Here is a 14,967-nt window from a genome sequence, read left to right on the forward strand (position 1 = left end):
TAATACTATCTTAATTGAGGGGAGGACAAGGCTCTGCTGAAAGCCATAAATGGGAACATCTGAAGAATTCTCCTGGGGAGCCTTATTCAGTCCTTTCGAGAAAAGGAGGACTACATCTGTTTTGAAAATATTAATCGTCGGAACAGGCTATGTCGGGACGACGACCGGACTTATTTTTTGCAAAATTGGGCATCAAGTTACCGGCCTGGATCTCGATGAACGAAAAATAAACGCACTTCAAGCGGGTAAACTGTATTTCTACGAGCCTGGCCTTGAGGATTTATTGACCAAGCATGTCAGCGCTCAAAACATCCGCTTTACAACTGACACCGAGAAGGCCGTAAAAGAAAACGATGTCATCTTTATTTGCGTCGGCACACCCTTGGGGCCACAGGGAAAAGCCGACCTCACTTTTGTAAAAAATGTTGCAGGCACAATCGGCCGCTATATGAACCATTACAAGGTGATTGTGACCAAAAGTACGGTACCTGTGGGCACAGCTGAAAAAGTCACCAATTGGATTAAGGAGAACCAGCCATCCCCCATCCCTTTTGACGTAGTATCCAATCCAGAATTCCTACGTGAGGGTTCCGCCCTTTACGATGCACTCAATCCCGACCGGATCGTCATAGGTGCTTCAAGTGACAGAGCCAGAGCAGTCATGCGGGAACTATACAAGGATTTTCAATGCCCAATCATTGAAACCAACCCGCAAGCCTCCGAAATGATCAAGTACGCCGCCAATTCCTTCCTCGCTATGAAAATTTCCTTTATTAATGAGTTAGCCCGGGTTTGTGATGCGCTAGGGATTAACGTCAATGATATTTCCACGGGGATTGGCCTCGACCACCGGATTGGCCCGCATTTCCTCCGTGCTGGAATGGGCTTCGGCGGCTCCTGCTTCCCCAAGGATGTCAATGCCTTAATCCAAACGTCCAAAGAAACGGGAAGACCGCTTTCGATATTGGAAAAGGTGGTTCAAGTAAACGACGAACAACAGCTTTATTTTATGAAAAAAATCAGGCAGGTGTTGGGCGGGAACTTGGAAAATAAAACAATTGCCGTGCTGGGATTAGCCTTTAAAGCCAATACGGACGACACACGGGAATCGCCAAGTTTGATTTTGATTGAAAAACTGCGCGGGGAACAGGCCGCGGTTCAAGTCCATGATCCCGTCGTAAAATCAGTGGGCTTCATGCAGTTTTCGACGGTGGAAGAAACAGTGAAAGGCGCTGATGCAGTCATTCTTTGCACCGACTGGGACGACTACAAAACCTTAGACTGGGCGGCCCTTAAGCAATTGATGAAACAACCTATCATCTTTGATGGTAGAAACATGCTCAATAAAACAAAAATCGAGGAACTTGGCTTTCGGTATCTGGGAGTCGCCAATCACTAAATCTTGATAAGATAAGGGGACAATTGTCCCCTTATTATTTTTGGCTCTGCAAAACCAGCTGCAATCCCAGGCCGATATAGATGGTCCCAACCACTTTGCCCTGCCAGCGGGCGAATCGGCTGTTCCGATTGGAAAAGAGCCGCTTCCCGATGGAGCTTGTCAAAAATGCCAAAAGCGTTGTATACAGGATGCTCATTAATACGAAGGTGAGTCCGAGAGTTAGCAATTGTAAAACAACCGGCGTTCCGTTGTGATGAACAAATTGCGGCAGAAAGGCCAAAAAGAACAGCGCTGTTTTCGGATTCAACAGTTCAATGAGCAGTGCCTGGCGAAAGGAGGTGACTGCTGAGCCAGGTTTCGCCGCCGCGGCAGCTTCGGTTTGACTTTTTGCTTTTTCTAAAAACGATTTAATTCCGATGTAAATCAAATAAGCAGCCCCTAAATATTTCACGATTTCAAAGGCAAGAGCGGAGGTCATCAAGATGGCTGAAAGTCCAAGCACCGCCGCAACCGTATGGATCAAGTCCCCGACGGCAATCCCAACACCTGTGATGATCCCTGATTTTCGCCCGCCATTGGCGGTCTGTGTGACCGTTAACAGGACGGCGGGGCCGGGAATAAGGAATAGGACAAGCACAACTAAGATAAACGATAGCAATTTTTATCACTCCATGGAAAATATATGGTGATGCTATTTTATCATAATATTGAAAATATTATAATGCGTTGAAGTGAAAAAGCATTTGAACGTACCAATAAAAAAACTCCTGCCCGGAAATCGGAGGCAAGGAGTCTACTTATTTAACTCACATTCTCAATATAAATAGCCTTATGCAATTCAGGCAAATGAATACAAAGCTTGTCATTCCTTCTAAGCCGGTGGCCGGTTTCGGCATCAATCAACTCGCCGCCCATGTCAATCGTACAACTGGATTTGTTGAGGAGCAGCAAGGTATTGTCCGTTATCGGCACGAAGGTTATTTGGTCGGTTTCGGAAAATTCCTGATCGAGCAAGAACAGCTGGCGCAAGTGAAATTCTCCTTTAAACGCTTTTAATTTTTTTACCTTTGGCTCTGTGCTTACTCCTGTTTCTTCATCCATTATCTCGACCACAATTTGGCCGCTAAAGCCACGGTTTTCCTTCTTCTTTTTAGAGGCATAAGAGAAGCTTGGTACCGCCAGAAGAAACACAACAGCTGCGGCAATCGCAATGTATAGCCATGGTATTGAATTTTTTGAAGGGGAAGGACTAACATCGCCAGCAACAGGCTCAATGTCTTTCCCGCCAGTCGTAGCAACTTCAATTGTTTGCGGCTTGGTCTCACGGAAAAAGCTGTTTCCTTCCGCCTTCACTGTTAATTCATAACTGGCAGAGTCCCCTGCTTTAAACTCGCCGAAAAACCCTTTGTCCCCAGCCTTTAGAGGGATTTCCTCTGTTTTCCCTGAAGCTGAATCCTTTACAAAAAGACTTGCCTTAAGCGTAGGGTAAAGATCCTTATTGACGATTTTCTTGCCGTTATCCTCAAAGAAAGCCTCAATCTTCACGGTATCGCCCGTTTTAATATTCTTTACCAACGGGGCAAGTTTCAGCTGTAGGTCATTATTGAAGACAAGCTTTACATCCACCTTGTCCTGCGGGAATCCTTTCACTTTTAGAGTCCAATTTCCTTGAACGGGATTAAGCAATTTCAACATCGAATAATTCTTTGACTTCGTTAACGAAATATTGTCGGAAGGGATAGCGACCTCTTTTCCTGACGGGTCAACCAGCTTCAGCTCAACAGGCTTACTGGAAATCAGCGAAATATTGGCCTCCAAGACATTTTCATTCGGAACGGTAAATGGAACATCCTGAAACTCCTCGGTTGCTGTTACATCTTTAACGGGGACCATTTTTAACATCAAATGGTCAGCAAAGATTTCACTAAGAATTCCAGGCAGGTCAGCGGCATTATTTGTTTCGAAAAATTTCCCGTTCGTACCGGCGGCAATATTCTGCAACAGCTGTTTATTCAGCTTGCCATCGGCGTTCAAGCCAATGACATAAATCGGATAGCCCTTCGCTTTTGCATCCACCACCGATTGGGCCAGCTGCTCATCCGCCTGCTGATTGGTTTTCGGCTTGGTTTTGTCCAAATCATTGTTGCCGTCGGCGAGCACGACAATGAGCGGAATATAGCCTGATTCATGGCCAGTGTCCAAAAATTTGAGGGCCTCAGCCACTCCAACGGATATATCGGTGTTATTGTATTTTCCAAGCGAATCGATAAACCCCTTGATGGCCTGTTTATCTGCTTCAGTTTGGATTCTCGTTAGATCCTTTTTACTTTCGACATCATTTCCGTAAGCAATCACGCCAATCTTGTCCCCCTTGATAGAGGACATGTCAACAAACATCTTCATCGCCTCATTAGAAAGACCGTTTGGATCACTGGACAACATCGACTTGCTAACATCGACCACTAGCACCCCTTCAATCCTTGATGAAAGCTCCATCTGGGTGGCAGCTTCAGCACGGTAAGCGCCCGCCGAACTAAGGATGAAGACAAACACGGCAAAAAGGTAAATCCACTTTTTAATCATCTATGTAACCCCCTACTAGTAATCTATTATTAGAAAGTGTTCAATAAATAAACACACAATGTTCTTTATATAATACTATTCTACCGACCCTGCCATATTTTTCATAAAATATTTGTCTAAAAAAACAAAAGTATTATCGACAAGTTTCGAGTGATGCATGGGGACGGTTCTCGTGCCTCAAAATGGGGGATTACAGAGGAGTGTGGACGGTTTACGGATAATGGTAAGAATATTTTGATGCTTATCACATAACAATATGTTAAATTATTTCTATTAAACTCAAATTCAAATAACCATTAAAAAGGGGAAATCGCATGACGAGAACATGGAAGTGGATTATTGCCAGTTTCGTATTCTTGCTTTTATTAAATGGCTTAGGGATCCTGGCAGTACATTTATTAAGTAAGTAAACTTGAAAATCCCCCCAAAATTAACCTGTAGGGAATGACGTTGATGATAACGAATTTAACTAAACCTATTTCAATCCAGCTGCTTGTTGGTATGCTGGTTGTGGTCTTTGGAGCCGAAATTCTGCTCTATCTCAACCGCTTTAGCTATCTCGCAGGAACCCTTTATGACGCGGTGATGGTCGCTTCGCTTTTTATCGGCATCAAGCTTCACCGAAGGCTCACTCCCCAGCAGGAGCATGGCCCTTGTAAAACGAAACGGCAGAAGCTCCTTCAATTTACGGGTGCATTTTTGATTTTCTTTCTAGGCAGCACCGTAATTAACATCTATTCAAGTATGACTTTCGATGAATTTAACTCTGATTATGACCAATATGTGCAAACTTATACCGAAACGCAAACCTACCAAGAAGAAGAGAAGGGAACCGCCGCAACAGCAGAGTCAAAATTTTGGTCTTATATGGATAAAATCGATACAATTGGCGCGGATCTTTATACAGACGCCCTTGCCGGTTTGGAGGAGGTATGGCGGTTAGCCTATATAATCCTTATTCTTGCCGTCTTCAAAAAACTTTTTCCAAAACGGTGGGAGAGTGGGTCGAGAGATGTCTTCCTAATGGCTGCCCTGTTTTGGACCTCGATTTTTTTCGGCATCGACCACACACTCGATACCGAACAGGCATGGACAATAAAAATAGGGTCCATAGTTACCTTCGCTAACATGGGCTTTCTATTTGGAATCATTCTTTTATGGACACGAAACCTATGGCTGACCGTGCTGGTTCACTCCCTCTACGACATCACCGCAACCCTGTCATGGTATTACGTCGACTATGCTGTCGAACTTTTTGCAGGGGGACTGTTGGTGGTACACATGATTTTATTCCTAAAGGAAAAATCGGCGCAAAAACGCATTCACACACCGCTAGAACAGACTGAGGCGGGGCAAATAGCAGAATAATAGAAAAAAGGTCACAGAATCCCTCTGTGACCTTTTCTTATCGACCGTTATTATAAGATGAAACGAGTCATTCCTCATAAAGATAAGATTTGCCACTTACCCAATATTCAATCTCCCTATTTTCCTGTACACGATATATTATTTTTTGGCTGTCAAAGGCCTTCAGTAAATTATCCTTAGCCAATTCCTGTTTTACATCAAGCTCGATTAAAGATTTTTGAAGCAGAAAAGGGTCAATCGTTTTCGTTTCAGCAAGGTACGTGATAATGAAAAGGCGCTGCTCAAAAACACTAAGCAGTTCCTGGTTATATTCACGAAAGCCTGAAGGAACCGGCAAATTCTTTAGCATTGTGATCAGCTCGTTCTGCTTCACTTTAGCCCATTGAAGATTGGGTGCTCTATTTTCTAGGCAATCCTCCAATAATGTTGAACTTTCCCTCTGGTACCTTTGCTCTTTTTTTAAATAGGTGACAACATTCTCATTTTTTGGGCCTGCCAGATTGATAGTTAACATAGAGGAAAATATTAGTAGAATAATTCCGAAGGCTGCAAATATCCAGTTTTTATGTGAGTTTGTTTTGGCCGGAATGGGATTTTCACTCATCGGATGCTCCCTGTAAGAAGCATTTGCCTTTAGTTCCTCTAGCTCTTGTTTGACTTTTTGTTGGGCAGGAGTCAGCATGAACGCACCCCGATTAATAATAGATTACTATTATACTACTACAAAAGTAGCAGTTAAATCCATTTATTCCCTAAATCGTTTTAATAAAATAATTTAACAAATATAGATATGACACGAAAATCTTGATATCAACGAATTATTATGGAGTTTTTTTCTAGTACTTTTGAATTATTATTATATTGACATTATTTACAATATTCTTACAGGGTGATAGAATTCAAATCAGACTCTTCTGAAAATATAAAAAAGGAGTCTATTATTAGGGGGGATACATAGTGAAGAAGAACTACGGTCTAAAGGTATTTTCCAGCATCGCGGCAACCACATTAGCCGCATCGGCATTATTTACAGTGCCGTTCGCTGGGACAAAAGCAGCACCATTTTCAGCAAAACCAGCGTATGCTGCTGAAGTTGAATCGGCTCCTGTTGATTTGAACATCATTGATCAGGACAGGCTGGCCAAAGCATTGCAGGAGCGGGGGCTGATTTCAAAGAACGCTTCTTCTCAGGAAGTAACGAAGGCTGTGAAAGCCTATATCAAGCAAAAGCAGGGAGAAAAGCCTAGCAAGTCAGACAAAGCAGTTACAAAAGAACAGCAGGATATGGATAAAAAAGCAAAAGACTTTTTAACAAAGCAAAAGGACAATCTAGCTAAACAGCTTAACAAAGGTCACGAAAACTTCAAAAAAGGTAAGCCGACTGGCGCAGTTAAAGTAGACTCTGCCAAGCAGGCAGCATATAACGGGGATGTTCGTGAAGATAAGGTTCTTGTGCTTTTAGTAGAGTATGCTGACTTAAAGCACAATAATGTAGAACAAGAAGACGGATATATGTACGCAGATGACTTCAACAAAGAACATTATGAAAAAATGTTGTTTGGCGATGAAGATTTCACTCTCTTCAACGGAGACAAGATTAAAACATTTAAACAATATTATGAAGAGCAATCAGGCGGTAGTTACACCGTCGACGGTACGGTGTCCGATTGGTTGACAGTACCAGGAAACGCTGCTGAGTATGGCGGTGACAGTCCAGCAGGCGGCCATGATAATAAACCTGGCACAAAAGGAGCACGCGGACTTATTAAGGATGCACTAAATGCAGCTGTGGCATCTGGAATTAATTTAGCAGATTATGATAAATTCGACCAATATGATCTAGATGGTGACGGCGATCGAAACGAGCCAGACGGTTTAGTTGACCACTTAATGGTTCTTCATGCAGGTGTCGGCCAGGAGGCTGGCGGCGGAGTAGTTGGAGATGATGCAATTTGGTCACACCGCTGGACATTAAATGGTGTTTATCCTGTCGCTAATACTACAGCTTCTGTAGATTACTGGGGCGGTAAAATGGCAGCTTATGACTACACTGTTGAGCCTGAAGACGGAGCAGTGGGCGTATTCGCACACGAATATGGCCATGACTTAGGGGCTCCAGATGAGTATGATACACAATATACCGGTAATGGCGATACAGTTGCACAATGGTCGATCATGAGCGGCGGCAGCTGGAGCGGCCATATTGCCGGAACACAGCCGCCAAGTTTCTCGCCGCAGGTGAAAGAATTCTATCAAAAAACAATCGGCGGAAACTGGGCGAATATTACAGAGGTAAACTATGAAGATATCGATCAAAATGGTCTGGCTGCAGTCATTGACCAGAGTGTAACGAAATCGAAGAATCCTGGAATTGTGAAGGTTAATCTTCCTGCTAAAAAGGTTCCTGGAATCCAGCCTGAATTTGGCGCAAAATACTATTACAGCACTAAAGGCGATGACCTTAATACGGTACTTGAAACTCCTGTATTTGATTTAACAACTGCGACAGCTGCAGATTTCTCTTACAAACAGTATTATAAAGTTGAAGCTGATTATGACTACCTATATGTTAACGCAGTAACAGAAGATGGCAAGAGCGTAAGACTTGATACAATTGGTGATCAAAACACTTCAGGTGGTTTTGAAACTTCTCAAGGCAAATGGGAAGATAAATCTCTAGATCTAAGCCAATTTGCTGGCAAAAAAGTAAAACTAGTATTTAATTATGTAACAGACGGCGGTCTTGCTCCAGACGGTTTTGCAATTGATAACCTTCAATTAACAGTTGATGGACAAGTGAAATTCTCCGACGATGCAGAGGGTACACCACAAGTAACATTAGACGGTTTCGAAGTATCGGACGGCTGGATTAAAAAGCCTCACTACTATTACCTAGAGTGGAGAAACTACGCCGGCTCTGATAAGGCACTGCAATACTCTCGTGACGCAAAATATAATACTGGTTTAGTAGTTTGGTATGGTGACGATACGTTTACTGATAACTGGGGCGGTGTCCACCCTGGTGAAGGCTTCCTAAGCGTAGTCGATTCTCATCCAGAAGCGCTTATCTTTAACTTGAAGGGTAAAGATTCCATCGCTCAAACTACTCGCTACCAAGTAGCGGATGCTGCGTTCTCATTAGATCAGGCACCTGCATGGTCTGTGAGCTCACCAACCCGCGGAATCTACGATTACAAAGGCCTTCCAGGTGTAACGGAATTCGATTCCACTAAGGCTTACATTAACAATGTAATCCCTGATGCTGGAGTTAAAGTTCCTGCTCAGTATCCTATTAAAGTTCAAGTCATCGGTGAAGCAAAAGACAACTCCGCTGGGGCTGTTTGGGTCCATAAATAATAGATTGAGAGACATCGGGTTTTGCTCGGTGTCTTTTTATATGTAAAGAATGCCTTTTCCATTTTCGTTCCATCTTGTTAATTCCCAACTATTATGGAATAATTTTAGTAATAAAAGCGATGAGCTGGGAAATTTCTGTTTGTTGAATTAAAGGTGATGAAAGGAAGAATGATAATGAAAAATGTGAAAAAGGCAATTATTCCTGCCGCTGGTCTTGGAACACGTTTTCTCCCTGCCACAAAAGCCATGCCCAAAGAGATGCTGCCAATTGTGGATAAACCGACGATTCAATACATAATTGAAGAAGCGATAGAATCTGGAATTGAAGATATTATAATCGTGACTGGTAAAGGAAAAAGGGCAATTGAAGATCATTTCGATTACGCATATGAGCTTGAACAAACTCTCCTTAGTAAAGAAAAATTTGACTTGTTGGAGAAGGTTCAAGAACCATCAAGAATGGCTGACATCCATTACATTAGACAAAAAGAGCCTAAAGGATTGGGACATGCTGTTTGGTGTGCGCGGAATTTTATCGGTGATGAACCATTTGCGGTTTTACTTGGGGATGACATCGTTCAAGCAGAGACTCCCTGCCTCAAACAACTAATGAACGAATTTAACAGAACTCGTTCTTCTGTCATTGGTGTACAGCAAGTCCCTGAAGAGGAAACAAATCGATATGGTATTATCGATCCAATTGAACAGCATGGCCACTCTTATCAAGTACGAAACTTTGTCGAAAAACCGCACTTAGGTACAGCGCCATCAAATTTAGCCATTATCGGCAGATATATTTTTACACCTGAAATCTTCATGTTTTTAGATAAGCAGGAAATTGGTGCAGGAGGGGAAATCCAACTTACGGATGCTATACAAAATCTAAATCATATTCAGCGGGTATTTGCTTATGAATTTGAAGGCAACAGGTATGATGTAGGGGAAAAATTAGGTTTTATTGAGACAACGATTGAATTTGCTCTTCAGAAAGAAGAATTACGGGAAGATTTATTAAGGTTCATGGCAAGTCAAATCGCCAAATTTCAATCGTAATGCCAAATAAGCCAAAATAAATATTCAGTATGCACTATGAGAAAAGTTTATTACTCATAGTGTTTTTTTGTAAAAATAGTAATATACTCGCAATTATTTCTACTTACTTTATGATAGAATAACAATATTGTTTGTAAAAATTTGTAGAATGGGAGTAGGAGGATGAATAGAAAGGTTTTATTATTTTTTTCTGTACTATTAATCTTTTTTGGATCTCTTCCAAAAGGAAGTAATGCAAATGGATTAGATACTACAACTTTAGGAACTTCACCTGAAATTTCAAGTTATTTTATCATCCATTATAATGGTGAAAATCAAGAAACAGTACTAAATGACAATGTATCATTGACGTTAAATGGTTGGACAGATGAAGCAAAATCTTCTGTTAAGGGTAAGATTAATATTCATACTGATTCCATAAATCAAACAGAAGATATCACGATTGATGTTACCAATGACCTAAAGGAAATTTCAGTCCCGGAAAAAGAAAGTATATTTTATAGATTAGAAGTGTCTGATACATTTAACGTTGAGGAAGTGACAAATGAACCTAATGCTACCAGTACTCAAAGTGTAAATGAGACTCCATCTTCGGAGGACAGTTTTGTAGTTAGTGAGACCCCATCTTCGAAGGACAGTACTGTAGTTAGTGAAGGAACTTCTGAAGAAGCTTTAAATTCAACCAATGCAGAATCAACAATTGGGACACCTTCTATTCAATATGCCACTCATGTACAAGACATTGGATGGCAAAACCCTGTTTCAGATGGAGAATTGTCCGGTACAGAAGGGCAAGCAAAACGACTGGAAAGTATTAAAATTTCAGTCGATAATGTAGAAGACTTAGGTGTGAAATACTCCACACATGTTCAAGATTATGGGTGGCTTCCTTATGTTTCCAATGGAAAAGAGAGTGGAACTACAGGACAAGGAAAACGCTTGGAAGCTATTAAGATCGATTTAACTGGTACCCAAGCTGAAAATTATGATATATACTATCGAGTTCATGCACAAGATTTTGGCTGGTTAGGTTGGGCAAAGAATGGAGAATCCGCTGGTACAGAGGGATTTTCAAAACGCTTGGAAGCAATTGAGGTTGTTTTGGTGCCAAAAGGTGGAGCAGCTCCTGGCTCAACAGATCAACCATTTGTAAAAAAACTATCTGTTGCTTATTCAACTCATGTTGAATCATATGGTTGGTTGGGGTATGTAGAAGACGGAGCAACGAGTGGAACCCAAGGGCAGGGTAAACGTATGGAGGCAATTAAAATTACTCTACCCAATACTCCTTATAATGGAGATATTATATATTCAACTCATGTTCAAGATTATGGCTGGATGAAAGATGTTTCCAATGGTGAAGTTTCAGGTACCACTGGACAAAGCAAGCGATTGGAAGCCATTAAAATTAATTTAACTGGTGAAATAGCAAATTACTATGATATTTATTATCGAGTTCACGCACAAGATTATGGTTGGTTAGGTTGGGCGAAAAATGGGATGAAAGCTGGTACCGAAGGGCGTTCAAAACGATTAGAAGCTATCCAAATCAAGTTAGTCCCTAAAGGCCAAGGTGAACCAGTAAGTGTAAACGAGGCATTTAAACAATCATGGACAGTATTTTTAGATCCTGGACATGGTGGATCTGACCCTGGTGCAACTGCAGGCGGGTATCGAGAAGCGGACTTAAATTTAGCTGTTGCGAAAAAAGCACAAGCATTATTAGTAAATCGCGGCTATACAGTTTATATGTCCAGAAATGACAATACATCTATACCATTGCTGGATCGTTCTCAAATGGCAAATAATTTACATGCAGATATCTTCGTTAGTATCCACACTAACTCTACGGGAACATCAACAACTTCAGTTAGTGGTATTGAGTCTTACTTCTATGAAAGTGATCCAACAAATCCTTCAAAAATCAATGCTGGTATGGCTACTAATCCAGACAGAATTGCAAAGAGTATGAAACTTGCAAATTTAATTCAAGAAAAAATGATTGCATATACAGGAGCCACTAACCGTGGAACTGATGGGGCAGATTTTTCAGTCGTACGGGAATCGGCTATGCCTGCCACTTTAATAGAGATTGGCTTTATAAATAATTCTAGCGAACGCCAGAAATTATTCACGGAGTCATATCAAAATATACTGGGAAAAGCAATTGCTGATGCAATTGATGATTACTTTAAAACATATTAATTCATGAAAACCCCCAAGTACTTTTGGGGGTTTTTTGGTATATTTTTATTGTCGAAAATAGTAATATTGATATAGTCTTTAACCTGATTTTTATGTTAGACTAATAGAGTTAATACATGAAGATTGTCGAATTTAGTTCTTATTCGTGTTTTTATGTAAAAAAACTACAGGGAGAATGATAAATGCGAAGAAGTATAGTTCTTATCGGAACGCTATTAATGGGTTCTGCATTTCCTACTGTAGGAAATATTGCTTATGCAATAGAAAGCTCCGATACTGGAAATTTTGTAGAAGGATCTATCTATTATTTCATTCATTATAATGGTGGAGAACAAGAGGTAGTCATACGTGAAAATGTAAAGTTGATATTGACTGGATGGGCGGATGAATCCAAAACAGCTGTAAATGGTAAAATTGAAATTCAAAATGATTCATCAACTGAAGTAAAGGATATTACGGTAAATGTTAATAATGAATTAAATGAATTAGCCATATCTGAAAATGAAAGTATTCAATATAGATTAGCTTTGTCTGATTCTTTTAAAGTTGATGAAGTAAAGCCTGTAGATTTAAAAGAGCAAATTACAGTTGTAGCTGAAAATAAAAATGGAACTTCAATTGAGGAAGTAGACTTAGTAGATGAAAACGGCACTGTGATTCAAAAGAAAGGCTTAATTTACTATTCAACTGACAAAAATAACCAAAAACTAGTAATTACTAAAGAAGAATATGATTCTTTAAATTCTGATGTAGATTCATCTGGGGTAGTAAACTCTTCTAATGTTAATTCAATAGAAAGTGAGAATAATCCCAATACAGTACAAACTGCTTCAGAAAGTACTCCCATAGAAAATCCTTCTGTTGTTTATTCAACCCATGTTCAAGATTACGGGTGGTTAACAGGTGTGTCCGATGGACAAATGTCAGGGACACAAGGCCAGGCGAAACGAATGGAAGCCATCAAGATTTCCTTAGGAAATACTCCATATTCTGGAGGTATTTCTTACAAGACTCACGTTCAAGATTATGGCTGGTTAAACAATGTATCAGATGGGGCAATATCTGGAACATCTGGAGAAAGTAAACGTTTAGAAGCGATTCAAATCAATCTAACAGGTGAAATGGCACAACATTACGATGTTTATTACCGTGTTCACGCACAAGATTATGGTTGGTTGGATTGGGCTAAAAACGGGGAATCTGCAGGTACACAGGGACTGTCGAAGCGCTTGGAAGCCATAGAGATTGTTTTGGTGGAAAAAGGTGGAGCTGCCCCAGGTTCAACAAATAGACCAATTATTATGGATCCATCTGTTGTTTATACTACCCATGTTCAAGATTATGGTTGGTTATCGGGTGTATCTGATGGAAAAATGTCAGGAACACAAGGACAAGCAAAACGCTTGGAAGCCATCAAGATTTCATTGGATAAGATTCCTTATGCCGGGGGTATTACTTACAAGACCCACGTTCAAGGGTATGGCTGGTTAAATAATGTATCAAACGGTGCAATTTCTGGAACATCTGGAGAAGGTAAACGTTTAGAAGCGATTCAAATTAACCTAACCGGTGAAATGGCGCAACATTACGATATTTATTACCGTGTTCATGCACAAGATTATGGTTGGCTGGATTGGGCTAAAAACGGGGAATCTGCAGGTACACAAGGACTTTCAAAACGGTTGGAAGCTATTCAGATTATGTTAGTTGAAAAAGGTGGGGCAGCACCAGGCTCAACGAATAAACCATTTATTCAGTCAGATTTGACTAACTACTATAATATCACTCTAAATGATGCGTTAAATATGCAAATGAATGTTACGCCACAGACTGATAAATACGCAAATGCTCCTGCATATGTCAGCAGTCAATACCTTAACGTATTTAATGGTGGTTCGATAACGGGAAGCAGTGTAAACCTTAGGACTTCTCCAACTTTGAATAATGATAATATAGCTATTAACGTTGGAAAAGGAGCATTATACAAAGTATTAGATGCTAATGTTACCGGTGATTCGTTCTCAGGTAGTACAAGATGGTATAAAATTGAATACAATGGACAGGTTTTATACGTGCATAGTGCTCTTGCGTCAGCTAATTTGAGAATCGGTCAAGCTACTGTTGATTATCTTAATATTAGAGCAGAAAAGAGTTCAGGCAGTCATATTTACGCTACTGTAATGAAGAATACTTTATTCATTGTTTTAGAAGAAGCTGGTGACTGGGATAGAGTTAGTGTGGGTGCTTGGCGTAATGCAATGTCTTCAGATGTCCTTTATTATTTGAATCCAACTAATTTTATAAATGATGAGAAACAAAGATTTCAATTCATGGACCTAACAAAACCTAGTGGAGTTTCAAAAGAGACTTTAAATCAATATCTTGTTGGAAAAGGAATATTAGCAGGTCAAGGTCAAGCCTTCATTGATGCAGGAAATAAATATGGGATAAATGAAGTATATTTAATGGCACATACTTTGTTAGAAACGGGAAATGGTACTTCGACTCTTGCAAAAGGAGTAGAATATAATGGTAGAACAGTTTATAACATGTATGGTGTAGGAGCGCTTGATAACTGCCCGGTTGAATGTGGGGCAAAAACAGCTTATGAAAAAGGTTGGTTTACTCCATACGATGCAATAGTGGGTGGTGCATCCTTTATTGACAATGGTTATTTGGGTGGCAATAACACTTATAGTGTAGTTCAAAACACGTTATATGAAATGCGTTGGAACCCACAAGTAATGGCTACTTATAACAGAGCTGGGCATCAATATGCAACGGACATTGGATGGGCATCTAAACAAGTTCAAGTTATGTATGACGTTTATAAAATTCAACCATTTACTGTATTCCTGGAATATCCAGTATATAAATAAAATAAAGGGCTGCTCTCAAAAGTAATGTAAAAAGTACTTTTGGGGGCAGTCCTTCATTCATTAATAGGGCAAATTGTGAAAACAGTTTAAATTTAGTTAAAAGACCACGGATAATTGGAAAAT

9 protein-coding genes are annotated in these 14,967 nt (G+C 40.4%); 6 read left to right on the forward strand and 3 right to left on the reverse strand.

All coding sequences use genetic code 11. The features are described 5' to 3' along the window. Positions 1-121: 121 nt before the first annotated feature. Positions 122-1,399: a UDP-glucose dehydrogenase family protein gene (locus KHA99_RS11650; protein WP_213117609.1), complete on the forward strand. Its 1,278-nt coding sequence runs from the start codon at positions 122-124 to the stop codon at positions 1,397-1,399. Positions 1,400-1,433: 34 nt separating this feature from the next. Here the strand turns inward: KHA99_RS11650 and KHA99_RS11655 are convergent, their stop codons facing one another. Beyond that, positions 1,434-2,057 carry a LysE family translocator gene (locus KHA99_RS11655; protein ID WP_213117610.1) on the reverse strand — a complete coding sequence of 208 codons (624 nt, stop codon included), beginning with the start codon at positions 2,055-2,057 and terminating at the stop codon, positions 1,434-1,436. Positions 2,058-2,200: 143 nt separating this feature from the next. Further along, entirely contained in the window at positions 2,201-3,982 is a 1,782-nt protein-coding gene (locus tag KHA99_RS11660) for a vWA domain-containing protein (RefSeq protein ID WP_213117611.1), read from the reverse strand. Positions 3,983-4,435: 453 nt separating this feature from the next. On the opposite strand from KHA99_RS11660, the gene KHA99_RS11665 reads away from it, so the two are divergent. Next, a complete protein-coding gene (locus KHA99_RS11665; protein WP_213117612.1) occupies positions 4,436-5,350 on the forward strand; it encodes a CPBP family intramembrane glutamic endopeptidase in 915 nt (304 codons plus the stop codon). A 67-nt stretch (positions 5,351-5,417) separates the two neighbouring features. On the opposite strand, the gene KHA99_RS11670 is transcribed toward KHA99_RS11665, so the two are convergent. Next, on the reverse strand, positions 5,418-6,032 hold the full coding sequence (locus KHA99_RS11670; protein WP_213117613.1) for a hypothetical protein: 615 nt from the start codon (positions 6,030-6,032) through the stop codon (positions 5,418-5,420). A 275-nt stretch (positions 6,033-6,307) separates the two neighbouring features. Here KHA99_RS11670 and KHA99_RS11675 point away from each other — a divergent pair, with 275 nt between their 5' ends. The 4 genes from KHA99_RS11675 (at position 6,308) to KHA99_RS11690 (ending at position 14,844) form a co-directional block, all read left to right on the forward strand. Then, positions 6,308-8,707, forward strand: coding sequence for an immune inhibitor A domain-containing protein (locus KHA99_RS11675; RefSeq protein WP_213117614.1), 2,400 nt, complete (start codon positions 6,308-6,310; stop codon positions 8,705-8,707). Positions 8,708-8,881: 174 nt separating this feature from the next. Next, a complete protein-coding gene (gene galU, locus KHA99_RS11680; RefSeq protein WP_213117615.1) occupies positions 8,882-9,760 on the forward strand; it encodes a UTP--glucose-1-phosphate uridylyltransferase GalU in 879 nt (292 codons plus the stop codon). A 162-nt stretch (positions 9,761-9,922) separates the two neighbouring features. Then, the gene (locus KHA99_RS11685; RefSeq protein ID WP_213117616.1) at positions 9,923-11,965 is read left to right on the forward strand and encodes an N-acetylmuramoyl-L-alanine amidase; all 2,043 of its coding nucleotides are present in this window, start codon (positions 9,923-9,925) and stop codon (positions 11,963-11,965) included. Between the two features lie 182 nt (positions 11,966-12,147). Beyond that, positions 12,148-14,844, forward strand: coding sequence for a glucosaminidase domain-containing protein (locus tag KHA99_RS11690; RefSeq protein ID WP_213117617.1), 2,697 nt, complete (start codon positions 12,148-12,150; stop codon positions 14,842-14,844). Positions 14,845-14,967 lie beyond the last annotated feature (123 nt).

It is taken from the genome of Neobacillus rhizophilus, assembly GCF_018343535.1.
GTDB classification, from domain to species: domain Bacteria; phylum Bacillota; class Bacilli; order Bacillales; family Cytobacillaceae; genus Neobacillus; species Neobacillus rhizophilus.

Coding starts and splice junctions, on each gene's coding strand:
- KHA99_RS11660 (WP_213117611.1), bottom strand. CDS start 3,982: ATGATTAAAAAGTGGATTTACCTTTTTGCCGTGTTTGTCTTCATCCTT.
- KHA99_RS11665 (WP_213117612.1), top strand. CDS start 4,436: ATGATAACGAATTTAACTAAACCTATTTCAATCCAGCTGCTTGTTGGT.
- KHA99_RS11670 (WP_213117613.1), bottom strand. CDS start 6,032: ATGCTGACTCCTGCCCAACAAAAAGTCAAACAAGAGCTAGAGGAACTA.
- galU (WP_213117615.1), top strand. CDS start 8,882: ATGAAAAATGTGAAAAAGGCAATTATTCCTGCCGCTGGTCTTGGAACA.
- KHA99_RS11685 (WP_213117616.1), top strand. CDS start 9,923: ATGAATAGAAAGGTTTTATTATTTTTTTCTGTACTATTAATCTTTTTT.
- KHA99_RS11690 (WP_213117617.1), top strand. CDS start 12,148: ATGCGAAGAAGTATAGTTCTTATCGGAACGCTATTAATGGGTTCTGCA.